This window comes from Salinicola sp. NYA28a, from assembly GCF_976982775.1.
This window is the reverse complement of sequence record NZ_OZ334582.1, coordinates 235,352-254,706: the sequence shown is the minus strand read 5'-3', so window position 1 is coordinate 254,706 and position 19,355 is coordinate 235,352. Positions and strand designations below refer to the sequence as shown.

Annotated in this window: 18 protein-coding genes, 1 tRNA gene and 1 pseudogene; 13 read left to right on the top strand and 7 right to left on the bottom strand. The window is 65.6% G+C overall.

The window, feature by feature from the left end; genetic code table 11:
• Window positions 1-176: 176 nt before the first annotated feature.
• The 4 genes from proB to rplU all read right to left on the bottom strand — a co-directional run bounded on the left by proB (window position 177) and on the right by rplU (window position 3,272).
• Window positions 177-1,313 (bottom strand): glutamate 5-kinase, encoded by a 1,137-nt coding sequence (proB, locus tag ACWHY3_RS01255; protein ID WP_087719787.1) that lies wholly within the window; start codon window positions 1,311-1,313, stop codon window positions 177-179.
• 51 nt (window positions 1,314-1,364) lie between these two features.
• A complete protein-coding gene (gene cgtA / locus ACWHY3_RS01250) occupies window positions 1,365-2,561 on the bottom strand; it encodes an Obg family GTPase CgtA (protein ID WP_448127407.1) in 1,197 nt (398 codons plus the stop codon).
• A 109-nt stretch (window positions 2,562-2,670) separates the two neighbouring features.
• Window positions 2,671-2,928: a 50S ribosomal protein L27 gene (gene rpmA / locus ACWHY3_RS01245; protein WP_071230754.1), complete on the bottom strand. Its 258-nt coding sequence runs from the start codon at window positions 2,926-2,928 to the stop codon at window positions 2,671-2,673.
• Between the two features lie 32 nt (window positions 2,929-2,960).
• Window positions 2,961-3,272, bottom strand: a complete 312-nt coding sequence (rplU, locus tag ACWHY3_RS01240) for a 50S ribosomal protein L21 (protein WP_071230753.1) — start codon at window positions 3,270-3,272, stop codon at window positions 2,961-2,963.
• A 294-nt stretch (window positions 3,273-3,566) separates the two neighbouring features.
• Here rplU and ispB point away from each other — a divergent pair, with 294 nt between their 5' ends.
• From ispB to crtB, 10 genes and pseudogenes are all read left to right on the top strand, one after another.
• A complete protein-coding gene (gene ispB / locus ACWHY3_RS01235; RefSeq protein WP_087719785.1) occupies window positions 3,567-4,559 on the top strand; it encodes an octaprenyl diphosphate synthase in 993 nt (330 codons plus the stop codon).
• A 93-nt stretch (window positions 4,560-4,652) separates the two neighbouring features.
• Window positions 4,653-4,729 (top strand) — tRNA-Pro (locus ACWHY3_RS01230).
• Between the two features lie 269 nt (window positions 4,730-4,998).
• Window positions 4,999-5,346, top strand: coding sequence for a hypothetical protein (locus ACWHY3_RS01225; RefSeq protein WP_087719784.1), 348 nt, complete (start codon window positions 4,999-5,001; stop codon window positions 5,344-5,346).
• A 40-nt stretch (window positions 5,347-5,386) separates the two neighbouring features.
• Window positions 5,387-6,085, top strand: a pseudogene (locus tag ACWHY3_RS01220) (polyprenyl synthetase family protein); the annotation flags it as partial.
• Between the two features lie 118 nt (window positions 6,086-6,203).
• Window positions 6,204-6,539, top strand: a complete 336-nt coding sequence (locus ACWHY3_RS01215) for a polyprenyl synthetase family protein (protein ID WP_218777026.1) — start codon at window positions 6,204-6,206, stop codon at window positions 6,537-6,539.
• Between the two features lie 85 nt (window positions 6,540-6,624).
• Complete coding sequence (gene fni / locus ACWHY3_RS01210) at window positions 6,625-7,668, top strand: type 2 isopentenyl-diphosphate Delta-isomerase (protein WP_448127406.1); 1,044 nt, start codon at window positions 6,625-6,627, stop codon at window positions 7,666-7,668.
• Window positions 7,665-8,957 carry a glycosyltransferase gene (locus ACWHY3_RS01205; RefSeq protein WP_448127405.1) on the top strand — a complete coding sequence of 431 codons (1,293 nt, stop codon included), beginning with the start codon at window positions 7,665-7,667 and terminating at the stop codon, window positions 8,955-8,957. The genes fni and ACWHY3_RS01205 overlap by 4 nt, the downstream gene beginning before the upstream one ends.
• Window positions 8,954-10,123: a lycopene beta-cyclase CrtY gene (crtY, locus tag ACWHY3_RS01200; protein WP_448127404.1), complete on the top strand. Its 1,170-nt coding sequence runs from the start codon at window positions 8,954-8,956 to the stop codon at window positions 10,121-10,123. The genes ACWHY3_RS01205 and crtY overlap by 4 nt, the downstream gene beginning before the upstream one ends.
• A 19-nt stretch (window positions 10,124-10,142) precedes the next feature.
• On the top strand, window positions 10,143-11,639 hold the full coding sequence (locus ACWHY3_RS01195) for a phytoene desaturase (RefSeq protein ID WP_448127403.1): 1,497 nt from the start codon (window positions 10,143-10,145) through the stop codon (window positions 11,637-11,639).
• Window positions 11,636-12,568 carry a 15-cis-phytoene synthase CrtB gene (crtB, locus tag ACWHY3_RS01190; protein WP_448127402.1) on the top strand — a complete coding sequence of 311 codons (933 nt, stop codon included), beginning with the start codon at window positions 11,636-11,638 and terminating at the stop codon, window positions 12,566-12,568. The genes ACWHY3_RS01195 and crtB overlap by 4 nt, the downstream gene beginning before the upstream one ends.
• On the opposite strand, the gene ACWHY3_RS01185 is transcribed toward crtB, so the two are convergent.
• Both ACWHY3_RS01185 and ACWHY3_RS01180 read right to left on the bottom strand, forming a co-directional pair.
• Entirely contained in the window at window positions 12,501-13,070 is a 570-nt protein-coding gene (locus ACWHY3_RS01185) for a sterol desaturase family protein (protein ID WP_448127401.1), read from the bottom strand. The two genes, crtB and ACWHY3_RS01185, sit on opposite strands and share 68 nt — an antisense overlap.
• 112 nt (window positions 13,071-13,182) lie before the next feature.
• Window positions 13,183-13,407 (bottom strand): hypothetical protein, encoded by a 225-nt coding sequence (locus ACWHY3_RS01180; protein WP_448127400.1) that lies wholly within the window; start codon window positions 13,405-13,407, stop codon window positions 13,183-13,185.
• A 186-nt stretch (window positions 13,408-13,593) separates the two neighbouring features.
• On the opposite strand from ACWHY3_RS01180, the gene rapA reads away from it, so the two are divergent.
• The gene (gene rapA, locus ACWHY3_RS01175) at window positions 13,594-16,548 is read left to right on the top strand and encodes an RNA polymerase-associated protein RapA (RefSeq protein WP_448127399.1); all 2,955 of its coding nucleotides are present in this window, start codon (window positions 13,594-13,596) and stop codon (window positions 16,546-16,548) included.
• Window positions 16,549-16,596: 48 nt separating this feature from the next.
• On the opposite strand, the gene ACWHY3_RS01170 is transcribed toward rapA, so the two are convergent.
• A complete protein-coding gene (locus ACWHY3_RS01170) occupies window positions 16,597-17,502 on the bottom strand; it encodes a TIGR01777 family oxidoreductase (RefSeq protein WP_448127398.1) in 906 nt (301 codons plus the stop codon).
• A gap of 145 nt (window positions 17,503-17,647) precedes the next feature.
• Between ACWHY3_RS01170 and ACWHY3_RS01165 the strand changes: the two genes are divergently transcribed.
• Complete coding sequence (locus ACWHY3_RS01165; RefSeq protein ID WP_448127397.1) at window positions 17,648-18,019, top strand: sirohydrochlorin chelatase; 372 nt, start codon at window positions 17,648-17,650, stop codon at window positions 18,017-18,019.
• A 366-nt stretch (window positions 18,020-18,385) separates the two neighbouring features.
• On the top strand, window positions 18,386-19,303 hold the full coding sequence (locus ACWHY3_RS01160; RefSeq protein WP_448127396.1) for a MerR family transcriptional regulator: 918 nt from the start codon (window positions 18,386-18,388) through the stop codon (window positions 19,301-19,303).
• Window positions 19,304-19,355 lie beyond the last annotated feature (52 nt).

Here is a 19,355-nt window from a genome sequence, read left to right as displayed (position 1 = left end):
CAGGCAACCCTGAATGATTCGGCCGAATGTTCAATGACGCCCGAATTCATCACGCTTTCGGGAGCCATTTCGACTGCCATTTTCGCAGTCTTCAACGGGCCATGTCTGAGAGGATGCGGGATTCTATCACAAGGCCCAAGCACGATACCAGCGCCAACTGGCGCGGCCTGTCGTGCTCAGATAACCACCAGATTGTCCCGATGGATCAGCTCCGGCGCTTCCATATAGCCGAGAATCTCGGCGATGCGCTGGCTGGGCTGCCCCACGAGCCGGGCCGCATCGGCGCTCGAATAGTTGACCAGCCCCTTGGCAACGCGCCCGCCGTGTTCGTCGATGCAGACCACCATGTCGCCGCGCCGAAAGATGCCTTGCACCTGCTTGACACCCACCGGCAGCAGGCTCGACCCCTGGGAGCGCAGGACGTTGACCGCGCCGGCATCCAGCGTCAGCGTGCCACGCACCTGCAACTGGCCGGCAAGCCAGCGCTTGCGTGCAGCCAGCGGTGCGTGGTCGGGATGCAGCAGCGTCCCCAGCGACTCGCCCTCGAGCAGTCGGGTCAGCACCGCCGGCTGGCGCCCGCTGGCGATCGCCGTGACCGCGCCGGAGCGTGCCGCCAGCCGGGCGGCGCGCAGCTTGGTCGCCATGCCGCCGCGACCCAGCACGCCGCCACCGCCGGCAACGGCATCCAGCTTAGGGTCATCGGCCTGGCCTTCGCTGATCAGCCGGGCATCGGGATCGTGACGCGGATCGGCATCGAACAGGCCCTCCTGATCGGTCAGGATCAGCAGCGCATCGGCCTCGAGCAGGTTGGCGACCAGCGCCCCCAGGGTGTCGTTGTCGCCGAAGCGGATCTCGTCGGTGACCACGGTATCGTTCTCGTTGATCACCGGAACCACATCGAGCTGAACCAGGGTGCGTAGCGCGGAACGCGCGTTCAGGTAGCGCTTGCGATTGGAGAGATCGTCGTGGGTCAGCAGCACCTGGGCGCTGCGCAGGCCGTGGCGGGCGAAATGCGTTTCGTAACACTGGGAGAGCCCGCTCTGCCCCACGGCAGCCGCCGCCTGAAGCTCGTGCACGGCGGTCGGCCGCGAATGCCAGCCCAGGCGCACCATGCCCTCGGCGATGGAACCGGACGATACCAGCACGACTTCCACACCCCGGCGGTGCAACTCGGCCATCTGATCGACCCAGCCCCCAATCGCCGCCGCGTCGAGGCCACGGCCATCGTTGGTCAGCAGGGCGCTGCCAATCTTGACCACGACACGCTTCGCGCCCTCGAGTACGCCGCGCCCTGCTCGCTCATCCGTCGCCATCTCATTCTCCGCCCGACTGCCCGCCTGTCATGACCCGAATCACGGTTGCCCTCAACGAACGTATTCCACCTCGACGTCGTGATCGTCGTCATCGTCGTCGTCGAACTCCTCGACGATTTCGCCCCGCTTGACGCGCAGGCGGGTCTGGTGCGCCTCCACCCGCTCCACCGACTCGGTCTCCATGCGACGGCGCATGTCGCGCTCGCGTTCGGCGGCTTCTTCGTCGTCGTTTTCCAACTGACGCTGCTCGGTCAGCCAGCGGTGCGCCGCCTGCACCAATTCGCCGGTGCCGTCGCTGGAGATCGCCGAAATCTGGAAGACCGGCCCCTGCCAGCCGAGCCGGGAGACGATATCCGCCACGCGTGCCTCGCGATCTTCCGTCGGCAACAGATCGAGCTTGTTGATCACCAACCAGCGCGGCAACTCCGCCAGCGTCGGCGAGAACTGCTCCAGCTCCCGAGCGATCGCCTCGACGGCCGCGACAGGGTCGGACTCGTCGAAGGGCGCCGCATCGACCACATGCAACAGCAGCCGCGTGCGGGTCAAATGCTTGAGAAAGCGCAACCCGAGCCCGGCGCCATCGGAGGCCCCCTCGATCAGCCCAGGCACGTCCGCCATCACGAAGTGCTCGTGAGTGCCGATCTTGACCACGCCCAGATTGGGTACCAGCGTGGTGAAGGGGTAGTTAGCGACCTTCGGCTTGGCGGCGGAGACCGCGCGAATCAGCGTCGACTTGCCGGCATTGGGCAGCCCCAGCAGGCCGACGTCGGCCATCACCTTCATCTCCAGGCGCAACTTGCGCCGTTCGCCCTCGGTTCCCGGCGTGGTTCGCCGCGGCGAGCGGTTGGTCGAAGACTTGAAGTGAATGTTACCGAGCCCGCGGCGGCCACCCTGGGCCACCAGCACCACCTGGCCTTCGGCGGTGACATCGGCGATCACCTCGAGGGTGTCCTCATCGATCACCGTCGTTCCCACCGGCACCTTGACGTGCAGGTCGTCGCCGGCCTTGCCGCTCATCTGACGACCCTGACCCTGCTGGCCGCTCTGCGCCTTGTAGAAGCGCTGGAACTTGAAGTCGATCAGGGTGTTCAGCGACTCGTCGCCGATCAGATAGACATTGCCGCCGTGGCCGCCATCGCCACCGTCAGGGCCACCCTTGGGCACGAACTTTTCACGCCGGAAGCTGAGACAGCCATTGCCGCCTCTGCCGGCTTCGACGGTGATCGAGGTTTCATCGACGAACTGCATGTCACTCTCCCGGCGGCAGGTGCCGCGCGCGTGGATGCTGCAAGAATAATACGGCAAAAACAAAAAAGCCCCGCCTGGGCGGGGCTTTTCATACAAGGTTCGTGACGTCTCAGGCGGAGACCACGCTCACGAACTTGCGGTTTCTCGGGCCTTTCTGCTCGAACTTGATGACGCCGTCATTCAGAGCGAACAGCGTGTGGTCCTTGCCGATACCCACACCGGTTCCCGCATGGAACTTGGTGCCGCGCTGGCGAACGATGATGTTGCCGGCCGTAGCCTTCTGTCCACCGTACAGCTTGACACCCAGGCGTTTGGATTCGGAATCGCGACCGTTACGCGTACTACCGGCGGCCTTCTTATGAGCCATGGCGAATACCTCTTTCTGGGGGAATGTTCCGCTTAAGCGGAGATTCCAGTGATCTTGACTTCAGTGAACCACTGACGGTGGCCCTGACGCTTCATGTGATGCTTGCGACGACGGAACTTGATGATCTGCACCTTGTCGCCACGACCGTGCGAGACGATCTCGGCAGACACCTTGGCACCACCGACCAGCGGAGCGCCGACCTTGATGTCGTCGCCGTCGGCAACCAGCAGAACCTGGTCGAATTCCAGGGTTTCACCGGTCGGCACTTCCAGCTTCTCGAGCTTCAGTGTCTGACCTTCCTGCACGCGGTACTGCTTACCGCCACTCTTGATAACAGCGTACATAAGATTCTCCAAACACTCATCGGGGTTGGCGCTCTTTCATCGACCTGCGGCGAGTGGTGCCCCTTCCGGCAACCATCTGACAGGGAGCATGATGAGTTGGGCGGCGGATTATAACGGCTCACGCCATGCCAGGCAACCTTCTTGCGCGCCCGGCCCGCGCGCGTTCCGGCCGGCGGGCAACCGCCGAGCGCCGCGTCGGTTGACGCACCTGAGGGGGCCACCTAGCATACCCCCACACGTCGTCTCCCGGCCGAGAAGCCGAACGACCCCACCCGATTCATTGACAAGCCGACCATGCAATCCAACGCTGCATCCATCCATGCATCGGTGGCTGAGGACTTCGCCGCCGTCAATCGTACGATCCTCGATCAACTGGCGTCGCGAATTCCACTGGTCGAAACCATCGGCCAGTACATCATCGAAAGCGGAGGCAAGCGCCTGCGCCCGCTGCTGGTGCTGCTGGCGGCGCGGTCACTGGGCTATCCCGGAGACGAGAGCGTTCCCGGCGACAAGCACATCACTCTGGCGACGCTGATCGAGTTCATGCACACCTCCACGCTGCTGCATGACGATGTCGTCGATGAATCGAGCCGGCGCCGCGGCAAGGCCACCGCCAACGATACCTGGGGCAACGCCCCTTCGGTACTGGTCGGCGACTTCCTCTACTCGCGCTCGTTCCAGATGATGGTCGAGGTCGGCTCGATGCGGATCATGCAGGTGCTCTCCGGCGCTACCTGCATCATTGCCGAGGGCGAAGTCCAGCAGCTGACCAACATCGGCAACGCCGATATCGAAGAGTCGGACTACTTCGATACCATCCAGGGCAAGACCGCGATGCTGTTCGAAGCAGCCTCCCATAGCGGCGCCATCCTTGCCGGCGCCGATGCCGAGCAGGAACAGGCACTGCAACTCTACGGCCGCTATCTGGGGCTCGCCTTCCAGTTGATCGACGACCTGCTCGATTACCAGGGCGACGCCGAGACCATGGGCAAGAACGTGGGTGACGATCTTGCCGAAGGCAAACCGACGCTGCCGCTGATCCATGCGATGCGCACGGGATCGCCCGAACAGGCCGCGCTGATCCGGAAGGCGATTACCGATGGCGGCCTGGAACGCCTGGACGACGTACTCGCCATCGTGCGTGAAACGGGCGCCCTCGAATATACCCAGCAGCGCGCCGAAGAGATGGCGAGCCTGGCCCGCGCACAGCTTGAAATCCTCGCGCCCAGCCCCTATCGCGACAGCATGGAAACGCTGACGCGAGTGGCCGTCGAGCGCGACGTCTAAAAGGGTGCAAGATCAGGGTTGCACCGCGCCTTCGGATGAGTATAATTCACCCCCGTCGAGCTAGCCTGAATGGCAACGGCCCGGCAATGACATCGGAATATAGCTCAGCTTGGTAGAGCGCTGCCTTCGGGAGGCAGAGGTCGTAGGTTCGAATCCTGCTATTCCGACCAAGAATTTCGAAACGCCCGCTCAGGCCCTGCCTGGCGGGCGTTTTGCATTTCAGGGATCATGACGTGGCGGGGTCTACGTGGCGGCGGCGACTCGTGCCGGTCACCTCCCTGATCAACCGGCCACACCTATGATTAATGGCAGCCAGCCGCGGAATCTCTAGAGTAAAAAGCAACGTTACCGTTTTCGGCCGTCTCCACTCGCCTTGGCAAGCGCTTACCGGAGCGCCCCTCGAAAAGCCTCCCGAGAGCTGCCCTTCAGGAGAACCACCATGTCCCTATGGCTTCGCCTCGCCTCCATCGCGGCACTCTGCTGCGTCTTCGCCGTAGCCGCTCACGCGCAAACGCAGGATGAAGAGACGCCACCGCCGCCGTGGTCGGCGAAGGCCGTGGAAGCTTCCCGGGCGCAATGCCGGGCCAACATCACCGCCAGCGGCATCGAAGGCCCCAAGGTCGAACGCTATTGCGAGTGCGTGACGGAAGCGCTGCAGGCACGCTTCAGCGAAGCCGAGGTGCGCAAGATGCAACGGGAGTACGATCCAGGCGACGAGAACGACAGCCGGCCGCCCGAGCTCGACAAGACGCTCGATCAGTGTTCGGCGGTCCTCCAGTCGCAGTAGGTCCGGCCTGCAACGGCCCCTGCATCCATACACGCCAGGCATGCGTAGATGCCAGATGGGCGCCGCTTTCTACCGGAACGGACTACCGGACACGGAGAAGCGACCTTTTCGGCGGCGGCGAGGCGGACTCAGGCAACGTAATGTAGGATTTGTACACGTTCACCGAAACACCGTGTTCGTGCGGGGGTTTGCAGCATTGCCTCACCGCCGGGACAGGGATGTCCGGACCGATACCACTCCGTATCGACGCGCACCGCAACATGGCGACAGCAGGGAAGTGACCATGACCGCTCACACCGCAGAAACGACCCCAGCCCCGCACGAGGAGCTGACGCTGCTCAAGGAGGCGCTGCAGCGGCGTCTCGAACAACTCCTGCCCGCCGGCAGTCAACGCGATCTCGTCAGCGCCGCGATGCGCGAGGGCACGCTGACGCCGGGAAAGCGCACCCGGCCGCTGCTGCTGATGCTCACCGCTCGCGACCTGGGTTGCGACGCGCATCACCCGGGCCTGCTCGACCTGGCCTGCGCGGTGGAGATGATTCATGCCGCCTCGTTGATGCTCGACGACATCCCCTGCATGGACAACGCCATGCTGCGACGCGGCCGGCCGACGATCCACCGCCAGTTCGGCGAGCATGTCGCCATTCTCGCCGCCGTGGCGCTGCTCAGTAACGCCTTCGGCGTCGTGGCCTCGGTCGAGGGGCTTTCGAGCGAATCGCGCAACCAGGCGGTTTCCGAGCTTTCCGCGGCCGTGGGTCTGCAGGGATTGGTTCAAGGCCAGTTCCTCGACCTGCACGAAGGCACCCTTCCCCGCGGGGGAAGACGACATCGTCGCCGCCAACGAACTCAAGACCAGCATGCTCTTCGGCGCCACGCTCCAGTTGGCCGCCATCGCGGCGGATGCCGCCCCCATGGTGCGGCAACGGCTGCGCTGTTTCGCGCAGGATCTGGGCCAGGCGTTCCAGCTGCTCGACGATCTGGCCGACGGTCATGACGATACCGGCAAGGACGCCGGCAAGGATCTCGGCAAATCGACACTCGTGGCGACGCTCGGCGCCGAGGCGGTGCGACAGCGCTTGCGCGACCACCTGCACAACGCCGAAGACCACTTCACCCACGCCTGTGGGCAGCAGGGTTCGACGCGCCGTTTCATGCACGCCTGGTTCGAACGGCAGCTGGCGGATTTCCAATAGTTCCCGTCCCGCTCTCGAACCCCCGCCAGCGCTGTAGAAGATCGGCAATGCCTTACGGCGTATCCATCAGGGCCATGGAGAATTCATGAAGGACGCGGAACTGCTGCAACGCAAGAACGATCATCTGGATATCGTCCTCGACCCGGAGCGGGCCAGATCCCGGACCCGGGCCGGATTCGAGCGCTTTCGCTTCGAACACTGCGCCCTGCCCGAGCTCGACCTCGATCGCATCGACCTCGGCACCACGCTCTTCGGCAAACCGCTGAAAGCCCCGCTGCTGATCAGCTCCATGACCGGCGGCGCCGAACGCGCGCTGATCATCAATCGCCATCTGGCACAGGCGGCGCAGGCCCTGGGCCTGGCGATGGGCGTGGGCTCCCAGCGCATCGCCATCGAGAGCGATGCCAACGTGGGGCTCGACCATAGCCTGCGCGAGATCGCTCCGGACGTTCCGCTGCTGGCCAACCTTGGCGCCGCCCAGCTCAAGGGGCGGCGCGGGTGCGACTATGCTCGCCGTGCAGTGGAGATGATCGACGCCGATGCCTTGATCGTTCATCTCAACCCGCTTCAGGAGGCGGTCCAGAATGGTGGTGATCGGGACTGGCGCGGCGTGCTCGGCGCCATCGAGCAGATCGCCGGCACGCTGGACGTTCCGCTGATCGCCAAGGAAGTCGGCGCCGGGCTGTCCGCCGGCGTGGCTCGACGACTGGTGGATGCCGGCGTGGCGATGCTCGACGTGGCGGGCGCCGGCGGCACTTCCTGGGCGGCAGTCGAGGGCGAACGCGCCACGGAACCGCACCAGCGCGCCGTGGCGATGGCGTTCGCGGACTGGGGCATTCCCACCGCCGAGGCCGTTCGCGACATTCGCCGGGCCCTGCCGACGACGCCGCTGATTGCCTCCGGCGGCATCGCCGACGGCATCGATGCGGCCAAGGCGTTGGCGCTGGGCGCCGATCTCGTCGGCCAGGCGGCCGCGACGCTCGCCGGCGCCACCGATTCCAGCGAGGCCGTCATTCGTCACTTCCGCATCGTCATCGATCAGCTGCGCATCGCCTGCTTCTGCACCGGCAGCGCCGATCTCGCCGCGCTCAAGCGCGCGCCACTCCTCGACCGGGAGGGGCGGGATTGAGTCACTACGCCGTCATCGCGCCCGCCCTCTACAGCCATTTCCAGGCGCTGCAGGCGCTGGCGGGCGTGTTGATCGATCGCGGCCATCGCGTCACCTTCATCCACCAGCAGGAAGCCCGCACGCTCGTCAGTGATGCTCGCATCGGCTTCGAGCCGGTCGGCTTGCGCACGCATCCCGCCGGCAGCCTGGTACGCAGTCATCATTTGGCCGCGAACCCCACCGGGGTGAATTCTTCCGGGCTTTCGGTCCGCCGGCTCATCGCCGACATGGCCGCGACGACCGACATGCTCTGCCGGGAGCTGCCGGACGCGCTCGAACGCCTCGACGTGGACGGCGTCATCGCCGATCAGATGGAAGCAGCCGGCGGCCTCGTCGCCGAGGCGATGGCGCTGCCGTTCGTGTCGGTGGCCTGCGCACTGCCGATCAATCGCGAGCCGGGGCTGCCGCTGCCGGTGATGCCGTTTCGCTACGCCACCGATGAGCGCGCCCGGCGAATGTACGCGACCAGCGAGGCGATCTACGACCGATTGATGCGTCCTCACGCTCGGGTGATCGCGCATCACGCGAGCTCCTTCGGCCTGCCACATCGCACCGGGCTGCACGAATGCCTGTCGCCCCTGGCGCAGATCAGTCAGACACCAGCGACACTGGACTTTCCCCGCCACCGGCTGCCGGCGAACTTCCATGCCGTCGGCCCGCTGCGCCGGACGGAAGGCGATACGGAAAAGAGACGAGACGCCTGGCCGACCGATCCCGGACGCCCGTTCGTCTTCGCCTCGCTGGGCACGCTACAGGGTCACCGCTACGGTCGCTTCAAGGCGATCGCCCGTGCCTGTCGCCGTCTCGATGTTCAGTTGGCGATCGCGCACTGCGGCGGTTTGCCTCCCGCCCGGGCGGAGGCGCTGAAAGCCCACGGCGCCACCTTCGTCACCGATTTTGCCGACCAGCACGCAACGCTGCGCCAGGCCCAGGCGGTGATCACCCATGGCGGTTTGAATACCGTCGTCGATGCGATCGCGACCTCGACCCCGATGCTCGTCATGCCGATCGCCTTCGATCAGCCCGGCGTCGCCGCCAGGCTGGTCTGGCACGGGCTGGGGCAACGGGTTTCCCGCCGGAGCGGCAGCGCCCGCCTGGCGCGAGCGCTCGAGACGCTGCTGGCGGACGACGCCTGCCGCCAGCGCCTCGCCGACGCGGCCATTTTGCTACGGCAGGCCGGCGGCGCCGAGCGGGCGGCCGATATCGTCGAGCTGGCGCTCGGGCCGGCACCGATGAAGGTGGCGTCATGAGCCGGCCATGGGATCTCATTCTGGTAGGCGCCGGGCTGGCCAACGGCCTGATCGCATGGCGGCTGAAGCAGCGCCAGCCGGACCTCGCGATGCTGATGCTGGAAGCAGGGCCACACGCCGGCGGCAATCACACCTGGTCGTTTCATGGCTCCGACCTCACGCCAGATCAGCGCGACTGGCTCGCCCCGCTGGTGGCGCACCGCTGGTCCGGCTACGACGTGCGCTTTCCCGGGCTTACGCGAACGCTCCCCGGCGACTATCTCAGCATCACGTCGGAACGCTTCGCCGCGGCCCTGGCGGACACCCTCGGCGACGATCTGCGCACCAATGCCTCGGTCGAGGACGTCTCGCCGTGCAGCGTCACGCTCGCCGACGGTGAACGACTCGAGGCACGCGCCGTGGTCGACGGTCGCGGCTATCGCCCTTCCCCGCATCTGACCATCGGTTTCCAGGCCTTCGTCGGCCAGCAGTGGCGGCTCGCCATGCCGCATGGCCTCGTCAGGCCGACCCTGATGGATGCCACCGTCGACCAGCAGGGCGGCTATCGCTTCGTCTACACGCTGCCGCTATCACCGACCGAATTGCTGATCGAGGACACCTACTACGTCGACAGCGCCGGCCTCGACACCGATCGCGCCCGCACCAATCTTGCCCGCTACGCCGAGGCGCAGGGCTGGCAACGGCAGGCGCTGGTGCGGGAGGAGCAAGGCAGCCTGCCGATCACGCTGGCCGGCGACTTCGAGGCGTTCCGGGCACCGCTGGCGAACCAGCCCGCCAGCGGCCTGCGTGCCGGGCTGTTTCATGCCACCACCGGTTATTCGCTGCCGGCGGCCGCGGCGCTGGCGGATCGCATCGCCGAGCGCATGCCGCTCGAGGCACCGGCGCTGTCCGCGCTGATTCATCGCTTCGCCGATGCGCAGTGGCGCGAGCAGCGCTTCTTTCGCATGCTCAACCGCATGCTGTTCCTCGCCGGTCGGCCCGATGAGCGCTTTCGCGTCATGCAGCGTTTCTACGGGCTCGACGCCGGGTTGATCGCGCGCTTCTACGCCGGCCAGTTGAAGCGTGCCGACAAGCTGCGAATTCTCGTCGGCAAACCGCCCGTCCCGGTCGTCGAAGCGGCCCGGGCGGTGCTGAAACGAACGCCGCGCCTGGATGATTTTCGATGAGTCGGCCAAGGGCTTTGCAATGAAGAAAACGATCGTGATCGGCGCCGGCTTCGGCGGCCTGGCGCTTGCCATTCGCCTGCAGGCGGCGGGCATTCCCACGCTGTTGCTGGAGAGCCGCGACAAGCCCGGCGGGCGTGCCTACGTCTACGAAGACGAAGGCTTCACCTTCGATGCCGGCCCCACGGTGATCACCGACCCCAGCGCCATCGAGTCGCTGTTCACGCTCGCCGGCAAATCGCTTTCCGACTACGTGGCGCTGTTGCCTGTCACGCCCTTCTACCGGCTCTGCTGGGAAACGGGCGAAGTGTTCGACTACGACAACGATCAGGCGAAACTGGAAGCGCAGATTCGCCAGCTCAACCCGGGGGACGTGGAAGGCTATCGGCGTTTTCTCGACTATTCCCGCGACGTGTTCCGGGAAGGCTACCTCAAGCTCGGCGCCAAGCCGTTCCTGTCGTTTCGCGACATGCTCAAGGCCGCGCCGCAGCTCACCCGATTGCAGGCATGGCGCAGCGTCTACGGCATGGTGTCGAGCTTCATCGAGGACGAGCATCTGCGCCAGGCGTTCTCGTTCCACTCGCTGCTGGTGGGCGGCAACCCGTTCTCGACCTCGTCGATCTACACCCTGATCCATGCTCTCGAGCGCGAATGGGGCGTGTGGTTTCCACGCGGCGGCACCGGTGCGCTGGTCAACGCGATGGTCAGGCTGTTCGAGGACATCGGCGGCGAGCTCATGCTCGATGCCAGGGTCGAACGGCTGGAGACCCAAGGCGATCGCATCAGCGCAGTCACGCTCGCGAATGGCCGTCGGCTCGAGGCGCGGGCGGTGGCCTCCAATGCCGATGTCGTCCACACCTACGAGACGTTGCTCGGCCATCACCCACGCGGCGTGAAGGCCACCGCGAGCCTCAAGCGCAAGCGGATGAGCAATTCGCTGTTCGTGCTCTATTTCGGGCTCGATCACAACCACACCCAGCTGGCGCACCACACCGTCTGCTTCGGGCCACGCTATCGCGAGCTGATCGACGAGATCTTCAACAAGGACGCGCTGGCCGACGATTTCTCGCTCTATCTGCATGCGCCCTGCGTCACCGACCCATCGCTCGCCCCGCCGGGCTGCGGCGCCTACTATGTGCTGGCGCCGGTCCCGCACCTGGGCACCGCCGATCTCGACTGGGAAATCGAAGGCCCTCGGCTACGCGAGCGGATCTTCGATTATCTGGAAGCGAACTACATGCCGGGCCTGCGCAGTCAGCTGGTGACGCATCGCCACATTACCCCGTTCGATTTCCGCGATACGCTGAATGCCTATCAGGGCTCGGCGTTCTCGGTCGAGCCGATCCTGACCCAGAGCGCCTGGTTCCGGCCTCACAATCGCGACAGCCGAATCGACAATCTCTACCTGGTCGGCGCGGGCACGCATCCTGGCGCGGGGATTCCCGGCGTCATCGGCTCCGCCCAGGCGACGGCCGGGCTGATGATCGAGGATCTGGGCAAGCGAGAGGCGTCAACATGAGCGAGGCGCTGCTCGACCACGCGACCCGCACCATGGCGGTGGGCTCGAAGAGCTTCGCTACCGCTTCGAAACTCTTCGAGCCGCGCACGCGGCGATCCGCGCTGATGCTCTACGCCTGGTGCCGTCACTGCGATGACGTGATCGACGGTCAAACGCTGGGCTTCGAGACGGACGCGGTGAGCCAGGACACGCCGGAGGCGCGACTCGAGCGGCTGCGGGAGTCGACTCGGCTCGCCTACGCCGGCGAGTCCATATCGGACCCGGCCTTTGCCGCGTTTCAGGAAGTCGCGCTGACCCACGAGATTCCCCAGTCGCAGGCGTTCGATCATCTGGAGGGCTACGCCATGGACGTGCGCGGCGAGACCTATCCGCATCTGTCGAACACGCTGCGCTACTGCTATCACGTCGCGGGCGTGGTGGGGCTGATGATGGCGCGCGTCATGGGCGTGCGAGACGAAGCCGTGCTGGACCGCGCCTGCGACCTGGGCCTCGCCTTCCAGCTCACCAACATCGCCAGGGATATCGTCGACGACGCCCGGATCGGGCGCTGCTATCTGCCGCTGGCCTGGCTCGACGAGGTCGGCATACCACTCGATGAGATCACGGCGCCGCGCCACCGCGACCGCCTCGCTGTCCTCGCCGGCCGGCTGATAGCCGTTGCCGAACCCTACTACGACTCGGCGCGGGACGGCCTGCCCGCTCTGCCGCTGCGCTCGGCCTGGGCGATCGCCACGGCGCGGGGCGTCTATCGGCGGATCGGCGTCAAGGTTGCCGGCGCCGGAGAACACGCCTGGGATCGACGTCAGGGCACCGGCAAGGGAGAGAAGATCGGGTTGCTGTTGGCCGGGGCCGGCCAGGCGCTCAGCGCTCGCGGGCGGCGACCCGATCCTCGGCCCGCGCATCTCTGGCAGCGTCCTCGCTATCCCTGACAGCGTTCTCGCTAACCCTGACAGCGTCCTCGCTAATGGACGACAGCCGACGGCGACGCAGCTCGGCCTTCAGCTTGTCCGTCGGCGGCGCATAGAGAAAGCCGAAGGAGATTCCGTGTTCGCGCGCCTTGACGGCATGATGGAGGCGGTGGGCCTGGTAAAGGCGCTGGAGATAGCCGCGCCGCGGAATGTAGCGAAACGGCCAGCGCTTGTGCACCAGCCCGTCGTGAACGATGAAGTAGAGCATCCCGTAGGCGGTCATGCCGGCACCGATCCACTGCAGCGGCCAGGCACCGCCCGTGCCGAGCGCGATGAGCACGATGGCGATGGCGGCGAAGACCACGGCGTAGAGATCGTTCAGCTCGAATCGGTTCTGGTGCGGCTCGTGATGCGAGCGATGCCAGCCCCAGCCAAAGCCGTGCATGACGTAGCGATGGATCAGCGCCGACGCGATCTCCATGCCCGCGACGGTCAATATCAGAATCAGGCTGTTCAATAACACGGGCACGCTCCGGGCGCGGGGATAAGGCCAAGCTTAATGCATCCAGGCACGGATGCCATGGGCAGAGCCGGATCGATGGCGGTCGGGACTCGACCGGCATTGACCGGCGGCATCAATCATCGTCTTCGCGCTCGTGGCGCAGCTTTCGGTTACGCCGATAACGTCGCACCAGCGCCAGCCAGGCCGCGGTCGCCAGCATCAACGCCAGCATCACGCCCTGCCAGGGCCTGGCATCGTCTCCCATCACTGTCTCCAGCGTGATGATCAGAACGAATCCGATCGCCTGACTGGCGATCGCGATCCGACGCAGACCGTCTCTTGGCCCTGCTCCCGCCATGATCTCTCCTCGTAAGGTGCTTCGCGCCCGTATCCGAGTCCGCGACGCCCGGACCCACGCCGAGGCAGTGTAACGCCAATGCCGGGACACGCCGAACCGTTCAGTGCTTAAGGCCGCACGCGGTTTACGCTAGAATGCGTCGCCCATTCGATCCGTTCCCCGCAGCGTACACACGACCGAGGCACCATGAGCGATTTCTCTCCCGGCCAGCGTTGGATCAGCGACGGCGAAACCGAGCTTGGGCTCGGCACCATTCTCACCGTCGATGCACGCAGCGTCACCGTGCTGTTCACCGCCAGTCAGGAAACCCGTACCTACAGCGCCCGTCAGGCACCGCTGACCCGCGTGGTGTTCGGCCCCGGTGATCGCATCGACACCGCCGACGGCGACCAGTTGACCGTCGAGCGTATCGAAGAACGCGATGGCTGCGTGATCTACCACGGCCAGACCGATGACGGCGAATCCGTGTCGCTCAGCGAAGCCAGGCTCTCCGACAACATGCGCTTCCATCAGGCACAGGATCGTCTGCTGACCGGCCAGGTCGACCGCAACGACTGGTTCCAGTTGCGCTATCGCTCGCTGCATCACCACCAGCGCATCGCCCGTAGCCCCGCACTGGGCCTGGCCGGGCCGCGCATCGATCTGATTCCGCACCAGCTCTATATCGCCGACGAAGTCTCCCGGCGCCATGCCCCGCGCGTTCTGCTGGCCGACGAAGTCGGCCTGGGCAAGACCATCGAGGCCGGGCTGATCCTGCATCGCCTGCTGCTGACCGGGCGCGCCAGCCGGGCGCTGATTCTGGTGCCAGCCAGCCTGACCCACCAATGGCTGATCGAATTGCTGCGCCGTTTCTCGCTCTCGGTCACGCTGCTGGACGAAGCCCAGAGCGAAGCGTTCGACGAGGACAACCCCTTCGACAGCGGCCAGTGCATCCTGGCCAGCCAGGAGTGGCTGTTCGCCAACCCGCATCGTCAGCGTCAGGCCGAGAGCGCCGAGTGGGATCTGCTGATCGTCGACGAGGCGCACCATCTCGACTGGACGCCACAGTCAGAAGGCCCCGGCTATGCCTGCATCGAGCGCCTGTCGAAGCATATCGCCGGCCTGCTGCTGCTGACCGCGACACCGGAGCAGATGGGACTGGAGAGCCACTTCGCCCGGTTGCGCCTGCTCGACCCCGACCGCTATCACGATCTCGAACGCTTCCGGGAAGAAGAAGCCGGCTATACCGCCGTGGCCGAAGCGATCGAGGCGCTCGAGCGGCTGCCGGGCGATGCCGCCGACCGCGACCGTCTCGGCGCCATCATCGATGACGGCGACAGCCGCGCGCTGCTCGATACCCTGCTGGACGCCGAAAGCGACGACGCCCAGCGCGACAGTGCCCGCCGCCAGCTGCGCGAACAGCTGCTGGATCGCCACGGCACTGGCCGGGTCATGTTCCGCAACAGCCGCCGTCATGTCGGCGGCTTTCCCGAGCGCCACCTGCACGTGGCCTCGCTGGCAATGCCGGCGGCCTATCACGACCAGTTCGAAGAGCTCGGCCAGGGCAACGATCACTTCGCCGCCCGCCTGACCGCCGCCGATCTGAGCACGCACGACGCCCGCCTCTATCCCGAGGCGGCCTATCGCGCCCTGCACGATGCCGCGATCCAGCATGACACGCCCTGGTGGCGTCTCGATCCCCGCGTCGAGTGGTTGATCGGTCAGCTCGAGACACTGGGCAACCAGCAGAAGGTGCTGGTGATCGCCCACTGGCGCCAGACCGCCGTGGACCTGGCCGAGGCGCTGCGCGTGCGCGCCGGTATCCAGGCACCGGTCTTCCACGAAGAGATGAGCCTGGTCGAGCGCGACCGCGCCGCCGCCGCCTTTGCCGATGACGATGACGGCTGTCAGGTGCTGATCTGCTCCGAAATCGGCTCCGAGGGGCGCAACTTCCAATTCTGCCACCATCTGGTGATGTTCGATCTGCCCTGGCACCCCGACCTGCTCGAGCAGCGTATCGGGCGACTCGACCGTATCGGCCAGCTGCATCCGATCGATATTCACGTGCCGGTGATCGAGAAAAGCCCCACCGCCACGCTGCTGCGCTGGTATCACGACGGCCTCGCCGCGTTCGAGGCGCCGCACGCGGCGGGCGGTGACGTCCTCGAGGCTTTCGGCGATGCGCTGCGTGAAAGTCTCGATGACGACGGCCTCGACGAAAGCAGCGGCCTGGACTCGCTGATCGCAGAGACCCGCACCTTCAACGACGCTCGCCTGGCCGAGCGCGAAGCGGGCCGCAATCGTCTGCTGGAGTGGAACGCCTGCCGCCCCGAGCGGGCGGATGCCGTGATCAGCGCGATCGTGGAGCAGGACAACGACAGCGCCCTGCCCCGCTACGTCGATCAGGCGCTGGACATCTTCGGCGTCGATAGCCGGGATCTCGGCAACGGTCAGATGCACCTCACGCCCGGCTCGCACATGATCGACAGCCTGCCGGGATTGGCCCAGGGCGACGAGGGGTTCACCGTGACCTACTCGCGCACCCAGGCGCTGGCGCGTGACGATATCCAGCGTCTCTCCTGGGAGCATCCGCTGGTGACCACGGTGATGGAGCGCATTCTCGACTCCAGCCTGGGCAACACCGCCCTCGCCCTGCTCAAGCATCCCAACATTCCCGGCGGCCGGCTGATGCTGGAGCTGATCTTCCGCACGCACTGCCCGGCGCCCAAGCGGCTGCAACTGGGCCGCTTCCTGCCGGATACCGGCATTCGCGTGCTGCTCGACGAGAGCGGCGCCAACCTGTCGGACAAGGTCACCTTCAGCGGGCTCTCCCGCAACCTGCAGCGAGTCAAGAAAGGCGTCGCGCGCGAGCTGCTGAAATCCCGGCATGACGCGTTGCGCGAGCTGCTGAAGAAGGGCGAGCAGGAGGCCCAACGCGAATTGCCGTCGCTGGTCGAACGCGCTCAGCAGGAGATGCGGGAGACGCTAGATCTGGAGCTGTCGCGTCTCAAGGCCCTTGCCGAGCACAACGGCGCTATTCGCGACGACGAGCTGCAGGCCCTGAAAGACGAACGCCACGCCCTCGATAACGCCATCGAAGGCGCGTCGCTGCGCCTCGACGCGGTACGCGTGATCGTCACCGTCGACAAGGATGCACGCTAGTTCGCCAGCGCATCGAGGATCCGCGTCCGCGGCAAGCCGCGGACGCGCTCAATGGGACACGATTGCCGCCAGGGCGTCGTCCAGCGTCGGATAGCGAAAGGTGAAGCCGGCCTCCTGGAAGCGCCTGGGACGCATGCAAGCGCCGGTCAGAAGCAGGCGCGACATCTCCCCCAGTCCGAGTTTCAGCAGCGGCGCGGGCACGAACAGCGCCGCCGGCCGATGCAGGTGTCGTCCCAGCGCCCTGGTGAACTCGGCATTGGTCACCGGTTGCGGCGCGGAGCCGTTGAACGGGCCGCTGAGCATGGTTTTCTCGAGCAGAAACTCGATCATGGCGACCAGATCCTCCCGATGGATCCACGGCATGTACTGGCGCCCATCCCCCAGGCGACCGCCCAGCCCCAGCTTGAACGCCGGCATCATCTTGGCCAGGGTGCCGCCGCCAGCATCCAGCACCAGCCCGGTACGCAGACAGGCCACCCTTACCCCGAAAGCTTCGGCCTTGAGCGCCTCCGCCTCCCAGGCCTGGCACAGGCGGTGGGCGAATTCGTCGTGAGGTGGCGTCTCCTCGGTCACTTCGCGATCGCCCTGATCGCCGTAGTAACCCATGGCCGAACCGGAGACGAGTACTTCCGGCGGTTGGTCCCGCCGCGCCAGCTCCTCGCATAGCGCGACGACGTCGCGTGTCGCGTGGCGGCGCGATTCGACCAGCCGGGTCTTCTGCGGGTCGCTCCAGCGCCGGTCGGCGATCGGTTCCCCGGCCAGGTTGACGATGGCCTCCGGTAGAGACGATGCAAAATCCATGGCATCGTCACCGATGCGCACGCTCTGCGGCAACTGCCGGCGGGCCCGTTCCGGGTCGCGAGAGATCACCATGACGTCATGGCCTGCCGCCAGAGCCCGCTCGACCAGTCGACGTCCGACGAATCCCGTACCGCCCGTGATCAATAGACGCATGATGGATGCTCCCAATTATACCAATGTTGTACAATGCATTGAGCCTGGCCATCCGGCGGCGAGTCGTCCCAGCGCGCTCATTCCACGGTCGCGCGAAACCTCGATTCCCGCCTCCGGTATTTAACACCCTCTCACAGGAGGCAGCATGACACAGTCCGCCATGATTCTGCTGGCCCACGGTTCCAGCGATGCTCGCTGGCGTGCCCCGTTCGAGACGCTGGAACGGAACCTGCAGCCACGAGTCGACAAGCCCGTCGTTCTCGCCTTCATGGAATTGAGCGAGCCTTCGCTCGAGACCCGGGTGGCCGAACTGGCAGCGCGTGGCATCTCGCGGATAGAGGTCCTGCCGCTGTTCTTCGCGGCAGGCCGACACCTGCGGGAAGACGTTCCCGGCCAGCTCGAGGAGATCGCTCGGGAACACCCGGTTTCGCTGCATCTGCTGGATCCGGTCGGTCAGCACCCGGCTTTCGTCGACGCCCTCGCCAGTATCGTCGAATCGCAGGCCCAGGCTCAGTAAGGCTATCCAGATATTGGATGAATTGCGTATTACATGAATTTCGTATTACATGAATTGCATATTACATAAATATTGTACAAAACGCTTGAAACGTACAATATCTTCACCCATCCTTGAGGTATCGAGACGGTAGTATCCGTCTCGTCACGACTCGTCGAAGTCATCGCTTTCTAGCAATCGTTGCCGAACCGAGGTGACGTCCTCAAGGCATCAGGGCACTATCGCAGGTTACACCGGTGCGAACCGCGCCAGATGCCACAACCGATGCCCTGACACTTTCGAAGCCGTAGTGATGACTCGCAACATTGACATGAACCACCCTATTCGACGAGACGGCGCACGCAGAGACCTCGCAGGAGGACTTGCATGACTTACAAGGCAATGGATTCCAGTGCCGCGCCGCTCTACCCGATTCGTGAAGTATCGCGACTCACTGGAGTCAACTCCGTCACTTTGCGCGCCTGGGAGCGCCGCTACGGTCTGATCCGCCCCCAGCGCACGCCAAAAGGTCATCGGCTCTACGGCCGTGACGATATCGAGCGCGTCGAGCGCATTCTGCAGTGGCTCAACCGCGGCGTTCCGGTCAGCCAGGTGCGGGAGCTTCTGGATCAGCCGGAGGCGGCCGAGACGCCAGCGCCGCAGATGGGAGACTGGGCCAGCCAGCGTCAGCATCTGATCCACGCCGTGGAGTCTCTCGACACGGGCCGGCTGGAAGTACTGTTCAACCAGAGCCTGTCGCTGTATCCGGTCAGCCTGTGTATCGCGGAACTCTGGCAGCCCGTCATCTCGCAGCTGGAAGAGCGCTGGGGCGACCAGTTCGGCGCCACGCTCCAACGCCGGGTGCTGGAGACTTTCCTGCGCACGCGGATCGGCACCCGGATCTACCACGCCAACCAGTTGAGCAATGCGGGTGAAATACTGGTCGCACGCTTGCCCGACGACAGCAGCGGATTTTGGGCACTGCTGATGGGCCTGGCCGCGTCCGCCGCGGGCTATCGCGTCCAGTTGATCGATGGCGATCTTCCGCTGAGCGAGTTTCCGCTGGCCGTCGAGCGTCTCGGCGCCAAAGCGCTGCTGCTCGCCAGCAGTCACGCCGAACGCAGCGATGTCATTCGGCGCCAGCTGCCGCGGCTTGCCGAACAGTCCCAGGCACCGGTATGCCTGGTCGGACCCGTCGCTCGTATCCGGGCCAGCGATTTCGAGAACACCTCGGTCGCCGTGCTGGGAGAGGACATGAGCCAGGCGTTGAGCCGGATGCGGGCGACGATCGAAGCCGGCAGTTGAACCGGCCACAGGCATGGACGCACGGCGCGAGCGTCAGGCTCGCCGTGACAGC